21 protein-coding genes and 4 tRNA genes are annotated in these 20,498 nt (G+C 67.5%); 5 read left to right on the forward strand and 20 right to left on the reverse strand.

What is annotated here, in order from left to right; all coding sequences use genetic code 11:
* Positions 1–54: 54 nt before the first annotated feature.
* From nusG to ACLIVD_RS28780, 9 genes are all read right to left on the reverse strand, one after another.
* Positions 55–996 carry a transcription termination/antitermination protein NusG gene (nusG, locus tag ACLIVD_RS28740; protein WP_491931042.1) on the reverse strand — a complete coding sequence of 314 codons (942 nt, stop codon included), beginning with the start codon at positions 994–996 and terminating at the stop codon, positions 55–57.
* 58 nt (positions 997–1,054) lie between these two features.
* Positions 1,055–1,507, reverse strand: coding sequence for a preprotein translocase subunit SecE (gene secE, locus ACLIVD_RS28745; protein ID WP_157951354.1), 453 nt, complete (start codon positions 1,505–1,507; stop codon positions 1,055–1,057).
* Positions 1,508–1,538: 31 nt separating this feature from the next.
* Positions 1,539–1,611: transfer RNA gene (locus tag ACLIVD_RS28750), tRNA-Trp, on the reverse strand.
* 184 nt (positions 1,612–1,795) lie between these two features.
* Positions 1,796–2,221, reverse strand: a complete 426-nt coding sequence (gene hadB, locus ACLIVD_RS28755; protein ID WP_005252091.1) for a (3R)-hydroxyacyl-ACP dehydratase subunit HadB — start codon at positions 2,219–2,221, stop codon at positions 1,796–1,798.
* Positions 2,208–2,771 carry a (3R)-hydroxyacyl-ACP dehydratase subunit HadA gene (hadA, locus tag ACLIVD_RS28760; protein WP_009474668.1) on the reverse strand — a complete coding sequence of 188 codons (564 nt, stop codon included), beginning with the start codon at positions 2,769–2,771 and terminating at the stop codon, positions 2,208–2,210. Before hadA ends, hadB begins: the two co-directional genes overlap by 14 nt.
* Before the next feature lie 89 nt (positions 2,772–2,860).
* The gene (gene rpmG, locus ACLIVD_RS28765; RefSeq protein ID WP_005252089.1) at positions 2,861–3,028 is read right to left on the reverse strand and encodes a 50S ribosomal protein L33; all 168 of its coding nucleotides are present in this window, start codon (positions 3,026–3,028) and stop codon (positions 2,861–2,863) included.
* Between the two features lie 61 nt (positions 3,029–3,089).
* Positions 3,090–3,162: transfer RNA gene (locus ACLIVD_RS28770), tRNA-Met, on the reverse strand.
* Between the two features lie 45 nt (positions 3,163–3,207).
* Positions 3,208–3,280, reverse strand: a tRNA-Thr gene (locus tag ACLIVD_RS28775).
* A 215-nt stretch (positions 3,281–3,495) separates the two neighbouring features.
* Positions 3,496–3,578: transfer RNA gene (locus ACLIVD_RS28780), tRNA-Tyr, on the reverse strand.
* 199 nt (positions 3,579–3,777) lie between these two features.
* Here ACLIVD_RS28780 and ACLIVD_RS28785 point away from each other — a divergent pair.
* Complete coding sequence (locus tag ACLIVD_RS28785) at positions 3,778–4,269, forward strand: YajQ family cyclic di-GMP-binding protein (RefSeq protein WP_007298080.1); 492 nt, start codon at positions 3,778–3,780, stop codon at positions 4,267–4,269.
* Between the two features lie 70 nt (positions 4,270–4,339).
* Here ACLIVD_RS28785 and htpX read toward each other — a convergent pair whose 3' ends face one another.
* Both htpX and ACLIVD_RS28795 read right to left on the reverse strand, forming a co-directional pair.
* On the reverse strand, positions 4,340–5,200 hold the full coding sequence (gene htpX / locus ACLIVD_RS28790) for a zinc metalloprotease HtpX (protein ID WP_005252087.1): 861 nt from the start codon (positions 5,198–5,200) through the stop codon (positions 4,340–4,342).
* A gap of 144 nt (positions 5,201–5,344) precedes the next feature.
* The gene (locus tag ACLIVD_RS28795) at positions 5,345–6,400 is read right to left on the reverse strand and encodes a polyprenyl synthetase family protein (protein ID WP_016882791.1); all 1,056 of its coding nucleotides are present in this window, start codon (positions 6,398–6,400) and stop codon (positions 5,345–5,347) included.
* Positions 6,401–6,529: 129 nt separating this feature from the next.
* Between ACLIVD_RS28795 and ACLIVD_RS28800 the strand changes: the two genes are divergently transcribed.
* Positions 6,530–7,792 (forward strand): geranylgeranyl reductase family protein, encoded by a 1,263-nt coding sequence (locus tag ACLIVD_RS28800; RefSeq protein ID WP_283331054.1) that lies wholly within the window; start codon positions 6,530–6,532, stop codon positions 7,790–7,792.
* 3 nt (positions 7,793–7,795) lie between these two features.
* Here the strand turns inward: ACLIVD_RS28800 and ACLIVD_RS28805 are convergent, their stop codons facing one another.
* From ACLIVD_RS28805 to menD, 5 genes are all read right to left on the reverse strand, one after another.
* Positions 7,796–8,494 (reverse strand): demethylmenaquinone methyltransferase, encoded by a 699-nt coding sequence (locus ACLIVD_RS28805; protein WP_005252082.1) that lies wholly within the window; start codon positions 8,492–8,494, stop codon positions 7,796–7,798.
* Positions 8,495–8,556: 62 nt separating this feature from the next.
* Entirely contained in the window at positions 8,557–9,933 is a 1,377-nt protein-coding gene (locus tag ACLIVD_RS28810; RefSeq protein ID WP_491932930.1) for an NAD-dependent succinate-semialdehyde dehydrogenase, read from the reverse strand.
* Between the two features lie 56 nt (positions 9,934–9,989).
* On the reverse strand, positions 9,990–11,135 hold the full coding sequence (locus tag ACLIVD_RS28815; RefSeq protein WP_491931044.1) for a glycosyltransferase family 4 protein: 1,146 nt from the start codon (positions 11,133–11,135) through the stop codon (positions 9,990–9,992).
* Between the two features lie 72 nt (positions 11,136–11,207).
* Complete coding sequence (locus ACLIVD_RS28820; protein ID WP_283331051.1) at positions 11,208–11,648, reverse strand: DUF3592 domain-containing protein; 441 nt, start codon at positions 11,646–11,648, stop codon at positions 11,208–11,210.
* Positions 11,645–13,270, reverse strand: coding sequence for a 2-succinyl-5-enolpyruvyl-6-hydroxy-3-cyclohexene-1-carboxylic-acid synthase (gene menD / locus ACLIVD_RS28825; RefSeq protein ID WP_280779919.1), 1,626 nt, complete (start codon positions 13,268–13,270; stop codon positions 11,645–11,647). The genes ACLIVD_RS28820 and menD overlap by 4 nt, the downstream gene beginning before the upstream one ends.
* A gap of 93 nt (positions 13,271–13,363) precedes the next feature.
* On the opposite strand from menD, the gene ACLIVD_RS28830 reads away from it, so the two are divergent.
* Both ACLIVD_RS28830 and ACLIVD_RS28835 read left to right on the forward strand, forming a co-directional pair.
* Positions 13,364–13,960, forward strand: a complete 597-nt coding sequence (locus tag ACLIVD_RS28830) for a flavin reductase family protein (RefSeq protein WP_283331049.1) — start codon at positions 13,364–13,366, stop codon at positions 13,958–13,960.
* Between the two features lie 61 nt (positions 13,961–14,021).
* Positions 14,022–14,849 carry a siderophore-interacting protein gene (locus ACLIVD_RS28835; RefSeq protein WP_283331047.1) on the forward strand — a complete coding sequence of 276 codons (828 nt, stop codon included), beginning with the start codon at positions 14,022–14,024 and terminating at the stop codon, positions 14,847–14,849.
* 54 nt (positions 14,850–14,903) lie between these two features.
* Here the strand turns inward: ACLIVD_RS28835 and ACLIVD_RS28840 are convergent, their stop codons facing one another.
* Genes ACLIVD_RS28840 through ACLIVD_RS28850 form a run of 3 tightly spaced genes read right to left on the reverse strand, consistent with a single transcriptional unit; the run spans position 14,904 to position 17,055 of the window.
* Positions 14,904–15,350: a DUF6918 family protein gene (locus ACLIVD_RS28840; RefSeq protein WP_283331045.1), complete on the reverse strand. Its 447-nt coding sequence runs from the start codon at positions 15,348–15,350 to the stop codon at positions 14,904–14,906.
* Positions 15,351–15,395: 45 nt separating this feature from the next.
* Positions 15,396–16,397, reverse strand: a complete 1,002-nt coding sequence (locus ACLIVD_RS28845) for an o-succinylbenzoate synthase (protein WP_283331044.1) — start codon at positions 16,395–16,397, stop codon at positions 15,396–15,398.
* A 4-nt stretch (positions 16,398–16,401) separates the two neighbouring features.
* Positions 16,402–17,055: a PaaI family thioesterase gene (locus ACLIVD_RS28850; RefSeq protein WP_005258299.1), complete on the reverse strand. Its 654-nt coding sequence runs from the start codon at positions 17,053–17,055 to the stop codon at positions 16,402–16,404.
* Positions 17,056–17,128: 73 nt separating this feature from the next.
* On the opposite strand from ACLIVD_RS28850, the gene ACLIVD_RS28855 reads away from it, so the two are divergent.
* Entirely contained in the window at positions 17,129–18,022 is an 894-nt protein-coding gene (locus ACLIVD_RS28855; protein ID WP_005252069.1) for a 1,4-dihydroxy-2-naphthoyl-CoA synthase, read from the forward strand.
* 4 nt (positions 18,023–18,026) lie between these two features.
* Here ACLIVD_RS28855 and ACLIVD_RS28860 read toward each other — a convergent pair whose 3' ends face one another.
* On the reverse strand, positions 18,027–20,354 hold the full coding sequence (locus ACLIVD_RS28860; RefSeq protein ID WP_491931045.1) for an arylsulfatase: 2,328 nt from the start codon (positions 20,352–20,354) through the stop codon (positions 18,027–18,029).
* Between the last annotated feature and the right edge of the window lie 144 nt (positions 20,355–20,498).

Raw genomic sequence — 20,498 nt, forward strand, 5'->3', positions numbered from 1 at the left:
TTTCCTAATTCTTGCTGGGTGTGTTTCTTGCTACTGCAGTGCAAGTATGTGGCGCTAGATCTTCGCGACCTGCGTGAAGGACAACTCGACCGGGGTCTCGCGACCGAAGATCGAGACCAGGACCTTGAGCTTCTGCTGCTCGGCGTTGACCTCGCTGATGCTGGCGGGCAGCGTGGCGAACGGGCCGTCCATGACGGTGACCGACTCGCCGACCTCGAAGTCGACCTCGATGAGCGGCTTTGCGAAGCTTTCTCCGCCGGTCTCGCCGGCCGAGACGGTTGCCGCGGCGGCCTGCTTCTTCTGCTCCTGCTGCGGGAGCAGGAACTTGATGACCTCGTTGAGGGTCAGCGGGGACGGGCGCGACGTCGCACCGACGAATCCGGTGACGCCGGGCGTGTTGCGCACAGCTCCCCAGGACTCGTCGTTGAGATCCATGCGGACCAGGATGTAGCCGGGCAGAACCTTGCGGTTGACCTGCTTGCGCTGACCGTTCTTGATCTCGGTGACCTCTTCGGTGGGAACTTCCACCTGGAAGATGTAATCGCCGACGTCGAGGTTCTGGACACGGGTCTCGAGGTTGGCCTTGACCTTGTTCTCGTAACCCGCGTAGGAGTGGATGACGTACCAGTCACCGGGTGCGCGACGCAGAGCGGCCTTGAGTTCCGCAACGGGGTCCTCGGGCTCTTCGGCCGTCACAGCCTCGTCGGCGGGCGCAGCCTCGTCGGCGGGCGCAGCCTCGTCGGCGGGCGCAGCCTCGTCGGCGGGCGCAGCCTCGTCGGCGGGCGCAGCCTCGTCGGCGGTCACAGCCTCTTCTTCGGCGGTCACCTCGTCCTCGACGATCTCGTCGGCCGGGGCGTCCTCTGCACCGTCGTCACCGACGATTTCCGCGGCTTCGGTGCCCTCGTCGGCAGCCTCGACATCCACTTCGGCTGCCGCCTCGGCAGAAACACGCTCTTCGGCCAAAGCCTCATTCGTGTCGTTCTCGGGGGTGCTCACTGGGGCACTCGCTTCCTCTCGTCACTCACATACTTCGGATCCACCGGGGCGGATTCCGTCAACCGAACAACCAGGTGACGCCCTTGATGACCACCAGATCCAACACGCCGATGAACGTCACCATGAACACCACGAAGACCAGGACGACGCTGGTGTAGGTGATCATCTGCTTGCGATTGGGCCAGATGACCTTGCGCAGCTCGGCGATGACCTCGCGGAGGAACCGGCGCAGGCGCTTGAAAATGTTTTCCTTGCGCGGCTTGTCGGCGCGATCCTTCTTCGCCGGCTTGACCTTGGTGGTCGTGTCCGACTTCGAGAGTTCCGGTGACTTCACGGAACTCGCGGCGACCTCGGTACCTGCCTGCGAACGACGGCCCTGGCGCTTACCGCTGGGCTTTCCCGAGGGAGTGGCGGAACGCGTGGTGGTGGCGTCGGCCGCGGTGTCGTCGGCACCGTCCGGGCGCGTCGACCCTGAAGTGTCGCCGTCGCGCTTGGCGCGCTCCTCGCTCACGTCGTTCCTCTCAGTCGCTGGCATCCGGGGGCAGGGGCGACAGGACTTGAACCTGCAACCTGCGGTTTTGGAGACCGCTGCTCTGCCAGTTGAGCTACGCCCCTTTGGTCGGGAGACCTGGTCCGAAACTAGCCTCGGACCAATTCTTGACCGACCTCTCTGTGATTACATGACACGCGCGCCACCCTTGCCGGCCATACAGCACCGTAGGGCAGCGCGCAGCGCTGAGTAATCCCAGAAATCTCAGTGTACTTCAAAGCCCCGGAACAAACCCAATCCACCCGGCTGTCAGGCCAGACGGACCGTTGCGGTGGCGCGACCGAAGATCTTCTTTCCCTCGGAACGCGCCACGATCGCGACTACTGCTGTCTTGCTTTCTTCGTCGAGCGATTTCACCTTACCGGTGTACTCGACCTGCGCGGCCTCGTCCTCACGGACGTAGACCGAGCTCGTGAAACGAACGTTGTATTCCTTGACAGCACCCGGATCTCCGAGCCACGACGTGACGAAGCCGCCGCCGAGACCCATGGTGAGCATTCCGTGCGCGATCACGTTGTCCAGACCGGCGAGCTTGACGACCTCGTCGCTCCAGTGGATCGGGTTGGGATCGCCGGACACGCCCGCGTAGTTGACCAGGTCGCCACGCGTGAGCTTCACGATGCGCTCGGGGAGTTCTTCACCCACCGAGACGTCCTCGAACTTACGAAGCGCCATGCATGATCACGTCCTTGACTGCGTGAGCGATGTTCTCGTCGACCTCGCCACCGGTGCGCGCGACGAGCGTCGTCCACGTGGTCTGGACCAGTTCGTCGTACTGATCGGTGACGATGTTCTTGGTGACGATGATGTCGCTGCCGCCCATCTGACGGAACGACTCCAGGTACACGTCACAGACCAGGCGGTCGCCGACCTTGATCGGCTTGTGGAACTCGAGCCGCTGATCGGTCTGGAGAATCTGGCTCGGGTCGTAGCCCGTGACGATCTCCTTGAAGAGACGTCCCTGGGCGATGATGCCGACGAGCGAGATGAACGTCAGAGGAGCGAGGAGACCGTCGTAGCCGAGGCCCTTCGCGGCTTCCTCGTCGTGGTGAGCGGGGTGCCAGTCCTGCACGGCACGCGCATACTCGCGCACCTTCTCGCGTCCGACCTCGTAGAAATCGTCGACGCGGTAGTGGTGCCCGACCATTGCCAGTGCGTGCGCGGCAGGATCAGCAGGAACAGCCTCGGGCACGTATGCCTCTGTCTCTGTCACAGTGTCAGTCACGCGAAAGAACCTCTTCTACCCTTGACGTCAGCGCGTGAGGGCAGCCTAGAGGACTCCCTTCGCGAACGCAGTCCTAGTTCCGGACCGTGTTACTTGGACTCGCGATGCGACTGGTGAGTTCCGCAGTTCGGGCAGAACTTCTTGATCTCCAGGCGATCGGGGTCGTTGCGCCGATTCTTCTTGGTGATGTAGTTGCGGTGCTTGCATACCTCGCAGGCCAAAGTGATCTTGGGCCGAACGTCAGTCGAGGAGGCCACGGGATGCCTTCTTTCGGGTGAATCTGATTACGAACAATCAGGGTGGATCATGCATATTGTGTAGCGGTGACCGGACTTGAACCGGCGACGCAACGATTATGAGTCGTTTGCTCTACCAACTGAGCTACACCGCCTCGGTGTCGAGTGTCGCGCACTAGGCGCTCCACTTCAATCCAGCGAGCCCCCTAACGGAATCGAACCGTTGACCTTTTCCTTACCATGGAAACGCTCTGCCGACTGAGCTAAGGGGGCGTGCTTCGCTCGCACATCGCTGCGCGCTGAAGCCTTGACGAGATTACACAGAGTTCGCGTCCAGAACCAAATTGCCTGGTCAGCGGCTTTCGTATGTCGCTGCACCCGGCAGTTCGGGTCGGCAGCCCACACAGAGCGGGGTGCCGGCCGGACAACCGGTCCCGGCCACGAACGACAGAACCCCGGTGAGCTGTCGCTCACCGGGGTTCTGTGTGTGGCAGATGTAGGATTCGAACCTACGTAGGCATAAGCCGACGGATTTACAGTCCGCTCCCATTGGCCGCTCGGGCAATCTGCCGGGGTTGCACGAGGAGCGCGAAATCTGTGCGAAATCGCTCTCCGCTGCGGAAAGAAGAATACAACGAACGGCCCCCCGTTTTGCAAACCGGGTGGATACGGGCGGTTGCGAACCGATAGCGTCGAATCTGCTCGTCGGCATTCGGCGGGCCCCCGGCCGGGTCGCGGCGGGGAGAACTAGACGAAACCGGGAGTGTGAAGTGGCTGATTCGTCCTTCGATGTGGTGAGCAAGGTGGAGCGTCAAGAGGTGGACAACGCCCTGCATCAGGCCGGCAAGGAGCTGTCGACCCGGTTCGACTTCCGGAACACGGGAGCATCGATCGAATGGTCCGGCGAGGAAACCATCACCCTGACGGCCGACACCGAGGAGCGACTGCTCGCCGCCCTGGACGTCTTCAAGGAGAAACTGATCCGGCGTGACATCTCCCTGAAGGCGTTCGACGCGGGCGAGCCGGCGCAGTCCGGAAAGATCTACAAGCTGTCGGGCAGCCTCGTCCAGGGCATCACCACGGAGAACGCCAAGAAGATCACCAAGAAGATCCGCGACGAGGGCCCCAAGGGCGTCAAGGCGCAGATCCAGGGCGACGAACTGCGGGTGAGCAGCAAGAAGCGCGACGACCTGCAGGCCGTGATCTCCCTGCTGAAGGGTGAGGACTTCGGGATCGCGCTGCAGTTCGTGAACTACCGGTAGAGGCGCTCCGCACCCGTGCGCCTTTCTGGTCGTAGGAACAACCAGAAAGGCGCACGGGCGGCGAAGCCGCCTACATGCCCGCCATGCGCTCGAGCCGCTCGATCCGGTCGGCCATCGGCGGGTGGGTGGAGAACATCCGGCTCATCTTCTCGCCGGTGCGGAACGGGTTGGCGATCATCAGGTGCGACTGCGCGGCGAGCTGAGGCTCCGGCGGCAGCGGCGCAGCCTGGGTGCCCTGCTCCAGCTTCCGCAGCGCAGACGCCAGCGCCAGGGGGTCGCCGGTGAGTTCTGCGCCCGACTGGTCGGCCTGGTACTCCCGCGACCGCGACACCGCGAGTTTGACGACCGTCGCGGCGATGGGCCCGAGCAGCGACACCAGGAGCAGCGCGATCGGGTTGGCGCCCTGTCCCCCGCCGCGTCCGCCGAACATGTTGGCAAACATGGCGAAGTTCGCGAGTCCCGACACAACGGCGGCCATGGCGCCGGCGACGGAGGAAATCAGGATGTCGCGGTTGTAGACGTGCGACAGCTCGTGTCCGAGCACGGCCCGCAACTCGCGTTCGTTGAGGATCTGCAGAATGCCGCTCGTGACGCACACCGCGGCGTGGCGCGGACTGCGCCCGGTGGCGAACGCGTTGGGCGCGGACGTGGGGCTGATGTAGAGCCGCGGCATCGGCTGGTGCGCGGTGGTGGCCAGTTCCCGGACGATGCGATAGATGACCGGCGCCTGCACCTCGGTGATCGGCTGGGCGTGCATGGCCTTGAGCGCCATCTTGTCGCTGTTGAAGTACACATACGCGTTCATTCCCACCGCGAACACGATCGCCAGCAGCAGGATGGTGGGGTTGCGGAACAACGCGCCGATGAACACGATCAGCGCCGACATGCCGACCAACAGAACCAGAGTCTTCGCCCCGTTTGCGTAGCGCACGTCACGCCTTCCTTGTCGTTGTCACCCGATCACGTCACCCGAGTTTCGGGATCTTGATCATTCAACGAAACACGGTGGTGGGACGGTTCCCGCTCGGACGACGAGAAATCGGGTGAAGACGAGTTCGGGTACTGACGATACGGCTCAGCCGACACGCTCGATCGTGTAATCGACGAGCTTCACGAGGGCGTCGTTGGCGGGGCCCTGCGGCAGCTCGGCGAGCTGCGCGCGTGCCTGGACCGCGAACTCCTCCAGCTTCGCCTTGGCGGCGGCCATGCCGGGTGACCGTTCGAGGAGCGCGAGCGCCTCCGCGACGTCGTCGTCGTTGGTGACGGGGCCGTCGAGGAGCACCCGGAGGCGATCGGCGTCGGGTCCCTCGTCGCGCAGCGCGTACAGCACGGGCAGCGTGTGGACGCCCTCACGCAGGTCGGTTCCGGGTGTCTTGCCGGACTGGGCGGACACCGAGGAGATGTCGATGATGTCGTCGGAGATCTGGAAGGCGGTGCCCACGGCGTCGCCGAGGCGTTCGAGCCGCTTCACGTGGTCGGCGTCCGCGCCGGAGAAGGTGCCGCCGAAGCGTCCGCACGCCGCGATGAGCGAGCCCGTCTTCTCCCACACGACCTTGAGGTAGTGCTCGACCGGATCCTGCTCGCCGCGAAGCCCGATCGTCTCGCGCATCTGGCCGGTGACGAGTTCGGCGAACGTCTCGGCGATGATGCGCACCGCCTCGGGTCCCAGCGTCGAGACGAGACGGGACGCGTGCGCGAACAGATAGTCGCCGGCGAGGATCGCAACGCTGTTGCCCCACCGCGAGTTCGCGCTGGGTGCACCGCGGCGCATCGACGCCTCGTCCATCACGTCGTCGTGATACAGCGTGGCGAGGTGGACCAGCTCGACGACGGTGGCCGCCGTGACCACCGACGGGTCGGAGGCCTTCGGTCCGAGCTGGGCGGTGAGCACCGTGAACAGCGGACGGAAACGCTTGCCTCCCGCCTTCGCGAGATGCAACGCCGCCTCCGTGAGGAAGTCCTCCCCGTCGGAGAGCTCACTGACCAGCAGTTCCTCGACTTGCTTCAGTCCTTCACGGACCGTGGCAGCGAGCTGCGGGTCGCCGAGATCGATCCCGGCGACCGTAGTGCCCACTACAGCGTCGGCAGCGGTGTGTGCTGCGCCCTCGGTGCTCACGTTCTCAGTACCCATCCTGTCGTCAGTGACGGCTCGGTTCCCGCGCCGTCGGTGGCGGCTCGGCTACCACGGTAGTGAACCTAGCGGTTCCGCTGCCCGTCGGCCTCGCCGCGGTCGCATAGCGAAGCCTGACAGGATGTAGGTGTGGTCGCAGCAGAACAGTCGCCCGCGGGATCCCCGCTTCCCACCGCCACCGATGTCCTGGTCATCGGTGCTGGTCCGGCCGGTTCCTCGGCTGCCGCGTGGGCGGCCCGCGCGGGACGTGACGTGGTGCTCGCCGACGCGGCGGTGTTTCCTCGCGACAAGACGTGTGGCGACGGACTCACTCCGCGTGCCGTCGCCGAGCTCGACCATCTCGGTCTCGGCGACTGGGTGCGGTCGAAAGGGACCAACCGCGGGCTGAGGCTCAGCGGGTTCGGTCAGGAGCTCGAACTCGAGTGGCCGGGAAGGTCGTTCCCGGCCGTCGGCAGTGCGGTGGCCCGCACCGAGCTGGACGACAAGATCCGTGCGACCGCCGTCGACGCCGGGGCCGTCATGGTGCAGGGCGCCAAGGCGATCGGCGTCGAACGGGACGGTGACCGGGTGACGGCGGTGACGCTGAAGACGTCCGACGGAACCCACACCATCGGCTGCCGGACGCTGATCGTCGCCGACGGCGTCCGGTCCACACTGGGCAAGCAGCTCGGCCGTGAATGGCACCGGGACACGGCTTACGGTGTTGCCGCCCGCGCCTACATCGCCACCGACCGCAGCGCCGACCCGTGGATCACCTCGCACCTCGAGCTGCGGGACGGGGCGGGGACGCTGCAGTCGGGCTACGGCTGGGTGTTCCCCCTCGGCACCGGAGAGGTGAACATCGGGGTCGGCACCCTCGCCACCGCCAAACGTCCGGCCCCGGGTGCGCTGCGACCGCTGCTCGACCTGTACACGGCGCAGCGGCGCGACGAGTGGAAGTGGGACGGCGAGCTCCGCGCGGTGGCGTCGGCGTTGCTGCCGATGGGCGGTGCGGTGTCGCACATCGCCGGCCGGAACTGGGCGATCATCGGCGACGCGGCGGCATGCGTGAATCCGCTGAACGGCGAGGGCATCGACTACGGGCTCGAAGGGGGGCGCCTGGTCGCGGAGATCCTCGACTCCGACGACCTGACGGAGCTGTGGCCCGCGATTCTCCGGGAGCGGTACGGCCGGGCGTTCTCCGTGGCGCGGCGACTCGCCGGGCTGCTGACCGTCCCCCGGGTTCTGCCCGCGTCCGGTCCGGTGGCGATGCGGTCCCGTGCGCTGATGACCATCGCGGTCCGGGTCATGGGCAACCTCGTCACCGAGGAAGACAGCGACCTCACCGCCCGCGCGTGGCGGGCGTCCGGTCTGCTGTCGACGAAGGTCGACTCGCGACCGCTGTTCGGCTGAGGTTCAGCGGGTGGCGCGGTGCAGGGCCACCACACCGCCGGTGAGGTTGCGCCACTGCACGTTCCGCCACCCGGCCGCCTCGATGCGCAGCGCGAGTTCCTGCTGGGTCGGCCAGGCGCGGATCGATTCCGCGAGGTACACGTAGGCGTCGGGATTGCTGCTGACGGCGCGCGCGACCCGCGGCAGGGCCCTCATCAGGTACTCCATGTAGACCGTGCGGAACGGCCCGAACACCGGGGTCGAGAACTCGCTCACGACGAGGCGCCCGCCGGGTTTGGTGACCCGGGCGATCTCGCGGAGACCGGCATCGAAGTCGGAGACGTTGCGCAGCCCGAAGGAGATGGTCGCGGCGTCGAACACGGCGTCGGCGTAGGGCAGGTGCATCGCGTCGCCCGCGACCATCGGGACGTCGCGTCCGCTGCCTGCCTGCAGCATTCCCTTGGAGAAGTCGGTGGCCACGCACCACGCACCCGACCGTCCGAGCTCGACGGTCGACACCCCGGTCCCCGCTGCGAGGTCGAGAACGCGCTCCCCCGGCTTCAGTGCCAGGGCCGAGCGCGTCGCCTTGCGCCAGCTGCGGTCCTGACCGAACGACAGGATCGTGTTGGTGAGGTCGTAGCGCTTCGCGACGCCGTCGAACATCGACGCGACCTCGTGCGGATCCTTTTCGAGCGACGCCCGCGAACCGTGTGTAGTTGCCACGCCCGAAACGCTACCAACCGCGCCCGCCGCCGATGTCGGCGCCGGGCGCGGTTGCGAGGCGGTCACTTCTTGGAGACCCGCACCAGCTTCTTGTTGACGAATTCGTCCATTCCCCACGGACCGAGTTCGCGGCCGACGCCGGAACGCTTGACGCCGCCGAACGGCAACCCGGGAAGCGTCGTGCCGTGCTCGTTGACGAAGGCCATGCCGACGTCGAGCCGGTCGGCGACCTCACGTGCCCCGTCGAGGTCGGTGCTCCACACCGAGCCGCTGAGCCCGTAGGAGGAGGAGTTGGCGAGTTCCACGGCCTCGTCGGCGGTGGCGACCTTGTAGACGACGCCGACCGGTCCGAACAATTCCTCGCTGTACGCCCGCATCTCGGGGGTCACGTCGACGAGCAGCGTCGGTTCGACGTACGAGCCGGGGCCGTCGATCTTCTTCCCGCCGGCGAGGAGCGTCGCACCCTTGGCGACCGCGTCCTCGATCTGCTCGATCAGCGAATCCGCGGCGCTCTGCGAAGACAGCGGCCCGAGGACGGTCTTCGCGTCGAGTGGATCGCCGGTCGGGGTGGCCTTGAACGACTCGGCGAGCTTCGAGACGAACTCGTCGTAGTTCGGCTCGGTCACGATGAATCGCTTGGGCGAATTGCAGGCCTGGCCCGCGTTGGACAGGCGGGCACGGGTCGCGGTCTTGACCGTCGCGTCCATATCGTTGGTGTCGAGGACGACGAACACGTCGGACCCGCCGAGTTCGAGCACCACCTTCTTGAGGTTGCGGCCCGCCGTCTCGGCGACGCTGGTCCCGGCCCGCTCACTGCCGGTGAGAGAGACCCCCTGGACACGCGGATCCGCGATCATGTCGGCGATCTGCTCGTTGGTGGCGAACACGTTGATGTACGCATCCTCCGGGAGACCGGCCTGCCGGAAGATCTCCTCCATCAGCAGTGCCGACTGCGGACAGTTCGGGGCGTGCTTGAGCAGCACGGTGTTGCCGAGCATGAGGTTCGGCGCCGCGAAGCGGGCAACCTGGTAGTACGGGTAGTTCCACGGCATCACGCCGACGAGCGCACCGATCGGCCTGCGGTAGACCACGGATTCGTCCGCGCCCGGCACGTCGAGCCGTTCCGCCTCGAGCAGTGCGGGGCCGTTGTCCGCGTAGTAGCGGTAGATCGCCGAGGAGAGCTTGACTTCGCCCTTGGCCTCGCGGACGGGTTTGCCCATCTCGAGGGCGATCATCCGCGCCAGTTCGTCTTCGCGCTCCGCGTAGAGATCGGCGGTTCGGCCCAGGATCCGGGCGCGTTCCTCGGCGGGGGTGGTCCGCCAGTGGAGATATCCGCTGTGGGCGCGGGACAGCGCCGACTCCACTCCTGCATCGTCCAAGGTCGTGAATTCCCGGACGGTTTCACCGGTCGCGGGATTGACAGTCTTGTACTTCGCCATACTGCGGGCAACCACGAGACAGCCTCTCGAATTCCCCACCGGAATCGATGCGGTGGTCAGGCCGCCCGGGACTCGCGAAAGTCCTGCCCGCCCACAACCGCCGCGTAGTGACCCAGCAGCTCGTCGCAGATCGCAGGCCACGTGCGGTGCAGCACCGACTGCCGGGCGGCCTCCCCGAAGCGGGCCCGCATGCGGCGGTCGCGCAGCGCCTCGAGGGCGCTCGGCAGCAGTTCGCCGAACCGGTCGACCGGAAGCAGGTAGCCGTTGCGGCAGTGCGCGACCAGATCGCGCGGACCACCGGCATCCGGTCCGATCACCGGCACCCCGCTGGACAACGCCTCCTGCACCGCCTGGCAGAACGTCTCGTGCTCGCCCGGGTGGACGAAGACGTCCAGGCTCGCATAGGCCTCGGCCAGCTCCACACCGCCGAGCTGGCCGGTGAACACCGCATCGGGCATCAACCTCTGCAGGCGCGCCCGTTCCGGACCGTCGCCGACGATCACCAGCCGCACCCGCTGGTCGCCGGCGACTGCGGCCAGCCGCTCGACGTGTTTCTCGGGTGCGAGCCTGCCCACGAATCCGACGACCAGCCGATCCGAGCCGCCCAGCCAGGAGTCCCGCAGACCGGTGCTGCGACGCGACGGCGCGAATCGAGCGGTCTCCACGCCGCGGGCCCAGCGGTGGACCCTCGGAATCCGCTGCTCGGCGAGCGCCTCGACCGCCGACGTGGACGGCGCGAGGGTGCGGGTGCAGCCCCGGTGGATGCGACGGGTCCAGGCCCACGCCGCACGGCTGGTGATGCCGAGGCCGTAGCTCTCGGCGAAACCCGCCACGTCCGTCTGGTACACCGCGACGGTGGGAACGTCGAGCCGGTGCGCCGCACCGAGCCCGCCCGCCCCGAGGAGGAACGGCGACGCCAGATGCACGACGTCGGGGTCGAACGCCCGCAGCGCGGCGGTGAGCCCGGGCTGCGGCAGGCCCACCGGGAGCGAACTGACCTTCGGCACCATCACCGCAGGCACCCGGTAGACGGGTACGCCGCCGTGTTCGGTCGGCGCGGACGTCTGCGATCCGACCGTGTCCGGGGCGACGACCATCGCCTGGTGTCCGGTGCGCTGCAAATGGTCGAGAACCCGCAGCACCGAGTTGGTCACACCGTTCATGTTGGGAAGAAACGATTCCGCGACGATGGCTACTCTCACGCGCTCAGCGTGGCAGTGCTCGTGGTCACAGCAGCGAGATCGACGTGACCGTCGCGCGAAGTTCCGGGAAACTCAGGATGACACTGTCGGCTGGGCCTCCGCCGAACTCTCCCGCCGCCGCAGGTACCAGATCACCGGTCCCGCGATCAGCCAGGTCACGACGATCAGCGAACCGGCGGGGACGACGGCCACGCTGGCGTCGCGCCCGGACACCCGCACCAGGTCAGGGTCGCTGCGCGCGTACTCGACGTCGATCCGCTGCCCCACCGTGAGCTTGGTCGGGTACAACACGCCCAGTTCGGGGTTGTGCGTCACCCCGTCGGGCGTGACGAAGCTGATGGCGGACCTCAGCGATCCCGCCGACAGCACCTCCGCCGTGGCCACGCCCCGGTCGGATTGGATGGTGTGGTCGTTGCGCCAGGCGGCCAGCACGAGAAGCACGGCGAGGACCGAGATGCCGATCGCCGTCACCAGCACCCCCCGCCGGACGCGCCGCGACACCCGCGCATTCACAGTTGTGCCCGCACCGCGGCGTGCAGTTCGCGCAGCCCGGAACGTTCGGTGGTCACCTCGAGCACCCGGATGCCGCGGTCGCCGGGCGCCTCCGGCGCACTCAGCCGTGTCGAGAGCTCACCCAACCCCACCAGGTGATGCTCCACCCGGTAGGCAGCGCAGAGTGCGGCGAGATCCATCCCGTGCGGAGTGCCGAAAACCCGCTCGAATACCCCGGCATACTGGGGATCGCCCTGTTCGAGCAGTTCGAAGATGCCGCCACCGTCGTCGTTCGCGACCACGATGGTCAGGTCCCGGGGACGCGGTTCGCCCGAACCGATGAGCAGCCCGGACGCGTCGTGCAGGAACGTGAGGTCGCCCAGCAGGGCCACCGTCCGCCCCTCCTCGTAGGCCAGGGCCGCCCCGACCGCGGCGGACACGGTGCCGTCGATGCCGGCGACACCCCGGTTGGACAGCACCCGGATCTTCGGCGCCGGATAGCTGACGAGCGCGGCGTCCCGCACGGGGTTCGACGCCCCGAGCAGCAACTGGTCACCGTCGGCCAGGGCGTCCATGACGGCGGCCGCCACGTGCAGTCCCGTCGCCTTCGGGTGCGCAGCGAGCTGCGCGCGCACCGCCTTGTCGGTGTGCTCGGACAGCGTGCGGCACCGATTGATCCAGGCCCGGTCGGGTTCACCGGACACGACCGCGCGGGTGCCGGTGGCCAGCACGTTGCCGGACACGTCGGGCCAGCGGGGGCCGGTGGTGAGCGCGTAGACGGCAACCGACGGATCGGCGAGGACCTTCGACACGGACCGGTGGAGGGTGGGGCGCCCGGTGATGACGGCCTGCCGCGGTTTGAGCTGCGGCAACGCCATCGGATGCACCGGGATGCCGTGCAGCGGCGCGGTCGGCTCGGCGACCGTCGGAAGTCCGGCGAGTTCCGGCCGCAGCGCGGACCCGTGCCCGGAGATCACGATGGTGTCGGGGGTGAGGTCGAGGTCCATCGGCACGTCGAGCGTCGCGTGCTGGGTGGTGGTCCACGCCGCCCCACCCGGTCGTCCCTGCGGGACCGGGCCCTGCGCGTGGACGTCGGGAACGAGCGGTTCCCGGAGCGGGATGTCGAAGTGCACGGGACCGGCGTTGCCCGACCTCGTGCCGCGCGCTGCGGCGAGGACCCGGCACACCGCCGAACGCCACTGGCTGTTCTGCCCAGCATCGTCCTCGGCCAGGCCCAGGCTGATGGTCGCGCGCACCTGGCTGCCGAACAGTCCGAGTTGCTCGATGGTCTGGTTGGCGCCCGTGCCGAGCATCTCGTACGGGCGGTTGGCGCTGAGCACCACGAGCGGCACCCGGGCGTAGTTCGCCTCGAGGACCGCGGGTCCGAGATTGGCGACCGCGGTGCCGGACGTCATGACGATCGGGACGGGGCGCTTACCGGCCACAGCGAGGCCGAGCGCGAGGAATCCCGCGGTGCGTTCGTCGATGCGCATGTGCAGACGCAACCGGCCCTCGAGATCGGCGGCCTGCAGGGCGAACGCCAACGGCGCGTTGCGCGAACCCGGGCAGAGCACGACCTCGCGTACTCCCCCGCGGACCAGTTCGTCGACGACCGCGGTGGCTTGTGCAGTGGACGGGTTCACGACATCAAGAGTGTCAGATACTCCGGCAACCCCGTCCGGCGACCTCGCCGGGTGAGTTCACGGCCACATCGCGGGCGCTGACACCATGAACGCATGCGCACTCTCTTCGATCCCGCCAAGCTTCCCCCACACCGCATGTATCAGGTGCTGACCGCCTCGATCGTGCCCCGGCCGATCGCGTGGGTGTCCACCGTCTCGGCGGACGGGGTGGCCAACCTGGCCCCGTACAGCTTCTTCTCGGTGTCCAGCACCCACCCGCCGGTGGTGCAGTTCACCTCGGTGACCCGCAAGGACAGTCTCCGCAACATCGAGGCGACGGGAGAGTTCGTGATCAACGTGGCGACCGAGCCGCTGATCTCGACGGTGAACGCCAGCTCCGCCACGTTCGACAGCGAGGTCGACGAGTTCGCCGCGCTGGGCATCGACACCGAACCCAGCGAGCGGGTCCGTCCCGCCCGGGTCGCGGGTTCGCCGGTCGCCATCGAGTGCACCCTGCACCAGGTCATACCTGTCGGTGATTCGTTCGTGGTGATGGGCGACGTCGTCACGGTCGCGGTGCGGCCCGAGGCGCTCGCCGACGACGGACTTCCGGACTTCCGGGAACTCGCCCCTCTCAGCCGCCTCGGCCGCAACGAGTGGGGTCTGCCGCCGAAGGTCGTGATGCTCGACCGACCGCGTCGCCCCGCATAACCGATCGATTGGTTAGGCTTACCTGACAAATCGCACCGATACCGGGGGAGAAGCCGACGCCATGGCTCAACGCAGCAAGTTCGTGAAACCTCAGAGTCGCCGGATCGCGTCCGCACGCGTCGTCGCGGGCAAGCAGATCAGCCCGAACTTCGTCCGCGTCACCATCGCGGGCGAGGAACTCGACTCCGTCAGCCCGATGGGGTTCGACCAGTGGTTCCGGATGTTCATCCCCCAGCGGGGACAGAGCACGCTGCGGCTTCCGACCAGCGCGAGCAACCTCTGGTACGCGCAGTACAAGCTGATGTCCAAGGACACCCGGCCGGTCGTGCGCAACTACACGATCCGCGAGATCCGGGTGGCGGGATCGGGAACGTTCGGCGACAGCACCGAGATCGACATCGACTTCGCCTCGCACGGCGACCTCGGTCCCGCGTCGGCGTGGGCGAACTCGGCCGCGGCCGGTGACGAGGTGGCGATCCTCGACGAGGGGCTGATCTACAACCCGACGCCGGACGCCGAGTGGCAGCTGCTGGTCGGTGACGAGAGCGCGCTTCCCGCCATCGTCGGGATCCTGCGATCGGCACCGCGGGACCTGCGGGCCGAAGTCTTCGTCGAGATTCCCGATGCCGAAGACGCTCAGGAAGTTTCGGTGGGTGACGGCGTGAACGTGCACTGGCTGGTGCGCGAGGACGCCGATGCCCGTCCGGGAGTGCTCGCGCTCGACACCGTGAAACAGTCGGAGTTGCCGACCGGGCCGTCCTACACGTTCGTGGCCGGTGAGAGCGAGCTGACGACGGCGTTGCGACGCCACCTCGTGAACGAGCGCCACATCCCGAAGGCGAACATCTCGTTCACCGGGTACTGGCGCCACGGCCACGCTGCCAACTGACCACAGGTGAGTGGCACGGCACGCCGGAGCGCGCCGGGCCACTCACCTGGGTTCTCAATTGGCGTGCTTCTGAACGAGGGCGCCCAGACGCGGAAGTGCCTCGATCACATTCTTCTTCGCCGACGGACGCAGCGACGAGTACACCTTCTTGACAGCACCGCGGTCGCTGCCCTCGATGCGCTCGTCGGTCACACCGAGGAGCGAGTCCGCGACCTCGTCGCTACGCGCGACCAGGTACTCGGAGAATCCGGCCTCACCACTGGCGATGAAGGCCTGCCAGTACGGCTCGAGCTTGGTGACGAATGCCGGCAGCAGGCCCTCGATGGCGTCCGGCACGATCGACGGTCCCACCTTCTTGACGGCGCCGTATCCACCCTTGAGTGCCAGTCCCGAGGCCCCCGACTTGTCCGAAACCTCCGCGTCGATGAGAGCCTGGACGTCTGCGATGACCGCAGGAACGCGCGACTCGTCGAGCAGGGTTTCGTTCAGAGCTGCAACCACTTTCAATGCCTCCGTATTGACTGAGCGATCAGGTCCGGCCAGACACTATACGAAAAACCGGACTCCGCGTTGTTCGAGCAGGCCATGGCACCGGCGTGCCCGCTCGATCCACCAGCGCGAACGCTCCGCGGACGCGGCGAGGGCCGTGACGCGTTCGACGTCGGGTGCCACCGCTTCGACGGTGAGTTCGCCGTCGACGGGTTCGCGGGGGCGGGCCACGTCCGCCTCGAAGAGGCCCCCGGTACCCAGACCGCACGCAAACTGCAATTCGGGGAGGGCGGCGGCAGCGGCGACACCGGCGGCGATGCCGACCGCGGTGTCCAACGCACTCGACACGACCACCGGCACACCGTACGAAGACAACTCGTCCGCGAGCGACAGCAGCCGCCGCATTCCCCCGAGCGGAGCGACCTTCACGACGGCCACGTCGGCACCGCCCGCCCGCACGACCTTCAGCGGATCCTCGGCGCGCCGGATGCTCTCGTCGGCGGCCACCCGCACGTCGGGCATCCGCCTGCGGACCTCCACCAGCTCGGGCACGCTCGCGCACGGCTGCTCGGCGTATTCGAGCGGACCGTCGACGGTCAGGGCCCGCAGCGCGGCCTCGGCCTCGTCGACCGACCATCCCCCGTTCGCGTCGACGCGCACGTTCGGAACGAGTGCGCGGACCGCCCGCACCCGCGCGACGTCGTCGTCGAGGGTCTGACCACGTTCGGCCACTTTCACTTTCGCGGTCCGCGCGCCGGGGTAACGCTCGAGCACGGCGGGCACCCGGGCGGCGTCGACGGCAGGGACGGTGGCGTTGATCGGCACCCGCGTTCGCACCGCGGGCGGCGGCCCGAGCCAGGCGTCCTCGATCGCCGACTGCAACCAGTGCGCCGCCTCGTCGTCCGCGTACTCGGGGAACGGCGCGAACTCACCCCACCCCGCGGGACCGCGCAACAGCAACGCTTCTCGCGTCGTGATGCCGCGGAACCGCAGGCGCATGGGCAGACTCACCACGACGGCATCGGCCAGGACCTCCTCCACGGAGGGCAGGGACGTCACGACGTCAGGGCTGCCCGGGCAGCAACTGGAGCATCAGGGCCTCGCAGTCGGCGAGCAACGTGTCGTCCTGCATCAACCGTGCGGTGATGAACGTCTTGCGCCCCTCCACGCGGTCGACGCTGCCCTCGACGGTCAGACGCGTGTCGAGCGGTGTGATCGCGCGGTAGTTCACATGCAGGTAGGCGGTGCGGCTGATGGGCCGCCCGTACGCGTGGACGATCATGCCCATCAGGTCGTCGAACAGCAGCGGCAGCGTGCCGCCGTGCGCGGCACCGTTGCCACCGAGGTGGTAGCGCCGGAACATGCCCGCACTACGCACGCCCTCGGGCCCGAACTTCTCGATGTTCCACGGCGGCATGAGGAGACTCCCCCGGCCCGGCAACTCGATCGTGCGGCCCGCCGGCGACCGCCCCTCGGGGACGACGTGCGGTCCGAGCAGTTCGGCCAGCTTCTCCACCTGGTCCGCGGCCTGCGCGAGCACGTCGTCCGGGGCGTCGACCGATACCGCGAGGTCCTGCAACGTGCGCATTCCCTCGACGAACCGCGGCCAGTCCGGGCCGGGTGTCACCGGCTCGTATTTGGGGAACCCGCCGTGGTGCTCGTACTCGTCGTCGCCCTTGCCGTCGAGACGGGTGACGTCGGCAGCCTGTTCGCTCATACCTGCACGGTAAACCCGGGCAAAGTCCTGCGCGCGCGGACACCCGTCAACCGCACCCGATAACCTCGGAGCCGTGACTTTCAACCCGCAGCACTGGCGACCGGTTCCCGGTTTCGAGAACCTGACCGACATCACCTACCACCGGCATGTCACCCAGGGAATCGTCCGGGTGGCGTTCGACCGTCCCGAAGTGCGCAACGCGTTCCGCCCGCACACCGTCGACGAGTTGTACCAGGCGCTCGACCACGCCCGGATGACGTCCGACGTGGGCGCCGTGCTGCTCACCGGCAACGGTCCGAGCCCCAAGGACGAGGGCTGGGCGTTCTGCTCCGGCGGCGACCAGCGCATCCGCGGACGCAGCGGATACCAGTATGCGGAAGGCGAAACCGCGGACACCGTCGACAAGGCCCGCGCCGGACGTCTCCACATCCTCGAGGTTCAGCGCCTGATCCGGTTCATGCCGAAGGTCGTCATCTGCCTCGTCAACGGCTGGGCCGCGGGCGGCGGTCACAGCCTCCACGTGGTCTGCGACCTGACCCTCGCCAGCCGCGAACACGCCCGTTTCAAGCAGACCGACGCCGACGTCGGCAGCTTCGACGGTGGATACGGCAGCGCCTACCTCGCCAAGATGGTCGGCCAGAAGTTCGCCCGCGAGATCTTCTTCCTCGGTGAGACGTACACCGCGGAGGAGATGCACCAGATGGGCGCCGTCAACAAGGTCGTCGACCACGCCGAACTCGAGGATGTGGCAATCGACTGGGCCACCAAGATCAACGGCAAGTCCCCGCAGGCCCAGCGCATGCTCAAGTACGCGTTCAACCTGCAGGACGACGGACTCGTCGGTCAGCAACTGTTCGCCGGCGAGGCAACCCGCATGGCGTACATGACGGACGAGGCCGTCGAGGGCCGTGATTCCTTCCTCGAAAAGCGCGAACCCGACTGGAAGCCGTATCCCTGGTATTTCTGAGCGCCTACGTGTACTCGACCGCCATGCGGTCGATGGTGCCGTTGAACGGGAACGGCGCCCGGTCGTAGTAGTCCAGCGACACCGGGGAACCGAGGCAGGTGCCGACGTCGAGACAGTCGTTGGCTGTGAACAGCAACGGCACGCTCACCGGCACCTGCCCCTCCCCGACGACACTGCCGTCGACACAGAGCTTCACGTTCAGCGGGCCACCGGGCCGCGCCTCGATGAACTCCGTGACCACCTGCACCGTGCGGGTGCCCGGCGGGATCGGCACGGTCGAACGAATCTTGGTGCGCATCAGGATGAACAGGTTGTACTCGTAGCAGAGGTAGCCGTCGTCGACGAAGCACGTGAGTCCGCCGGCGTTGCTTCCCAGTGCGTAGAGCACTCCGCTCGGATTCTCCGGCGCGGAGAGGTCGAGGGTGACCCGGTTGTTCTTGTTGCCCAGCGCGGGAGCGCAGAACTCGGGCATGCGGATCGTGTCGCCGGAGAACTCCCAGCTCGTGTACGGCGTCGTGATCCGCTGCTCGGGATGCAGCGCGATGACCCACAGCCCGCCGCCGACGGGGAGCACGTTGTTCTTCGCGGCCTCGATCGCGAACAGTTCCCGCAGTTGCGCCAGCTTCTGCGGATGCTGCTCGGCGAGGTCCCGATTCTGAGTCCAGTCCTCGTCCAGGTTGTAGAGCTCCCACGTGTCGTCGTCCGGGCTCCAGTCGCGGATGCCGCCCGGCACACCCGCCGCCCAGGGTGCGCGTGGCCCGAACGCGGACGCCATCCATCCGTCGTGGTAGATCGCCCGGCTGCCCATGATCTCGAAATACTGGGTGAGCTTTCCCCCTGTCGCGCCGGGTTCGACGAGCGTCTGCGCGAAGCTGGCGCCGTCCACCGGGTCCTGCGGAACACCGTTCACCGTCCGCGGCGGGGTGATCCCGACGATGTCGTACAGCGTCGGCACCACGTCGTTGCAGTGCAGGAAATGCGTGCGGGGTGTCGGGTCCGGTGTCACCTTCGCCGGCCACCGCACGACCATCGGGTTGCGGGTGCCACCGAGATGGGACGCCAGCAGCTTCATCCCCTTGTAGGGTGCGCTGCCCGCCCACGCCCAGCCCGCGTGATACATGTTGTCGGTCTTCGGCGACCCCAGGACGTCGAGGCCACCGAGTTCCTCGAGGGCCGCGATGTGCTGCGCCGGTGTGGTCGGAATGCCGTTCTGCGCCAACAGTTCACTGATCGTGCCGTTCTGCCCCTCACCCGACGAGCCGTTGTCGCCCCAGATGTACAGGATCAGCGTGTCGTCCCGGTACCCCAGACGGTCGAGCTCGTCGAACAGCCTGCCCACCTGGACGTCACAGTGCTCGGCGTACCCGGCCGCGACCTCCATCAGCCGGCGCTGGAACGGCTTCTCGTCCTCGGGGATGTCGTCCCATGCGGCCATCGTCGGGTCGCGGTCGGTCAGCTCCGCTTCGGGGGGAATCCAGCCCTTCTCCTTCGCCCTCGTGAAGACCCGCTCCCGGTAGGCATCCCAGCCGTCGTCGAACTTCCCGGCGTACTTGTCGGCCCACGGCTTCATGATGTGGTGCGGTCCGTGCAGGCAGCCGCTGGCCCAGTACATGAAGAACGGTTTGTCGGCGTCGAACGCCTTGTGCCTGCGCAGCCAGCCGATGGCGTCGTCCGCGAGATCCTCACTGAGGTGGTAGCCCTGCTCCGGGGTCTTCGGCGGCAGCACCACCGTCGTGTTCCGCACCAGGTTCGGCTCGTACTGCGACGCCTCGCCTGCGAGGAAGCCGTAGAAGTACTCGAACCCGAGACCCGTCGGCCAGTTGTCGAACGGGCCGGCGGCCGTGGTCTCCTCGGCCGGCGTGTTGTGCCATTTCCCGAAAGCGGCAGTGCTGTACCCGTAGTGGCGCAGCACCTCGGGCCCCGTCGCACTCGACCTCGGGATGTGGCCGGAGTAGCCGTCCCAGTCGTTGGCCAGCTCGGCGATCTGCCCGTTGCCGACGCGATGGTGGTTGCGTCCGGTCAGCAGCGACGCCCGGGTCGGCGAACACATTGCGGTCGTATGGAATCGGTTGTACCCGACACCGTCCTGCAACATCGCGTCAAGCGTCGGGGTGTTCACCTCACCGCCGAGACCACTCGGCAGGCCCGGCCCGGCGTCGTCGATGAGGACGATCAGAATGTTCGGGGCGTCGCTGGGGAGCCGCCGCTCCTTCGGAAGTGGGCTGTACACCGACTCCTGCATGGTCCGGCCGGCGATGCTTCCCGACGGCGTCGGCGGGAACGGTAACGATTCGCCACCCGGTATCGGCTCACCTGTCACGCTCGATTTCATGGCCCGGTCCCCTCGTCGTCCGATGCTGTCGATCCAGTCCAGCACCGGGCGGCCGGGCGCGAGTACACCCTCGGAGGGTGAAATACGCGGACGGATTCGTCGCCTCGGCAGGAGAGGGCACGCGAGGTCTCCGATTCGGGCACA

This window comes from Rhodococcus sp. G6(2025) (genome assembly GCF_058628105.1).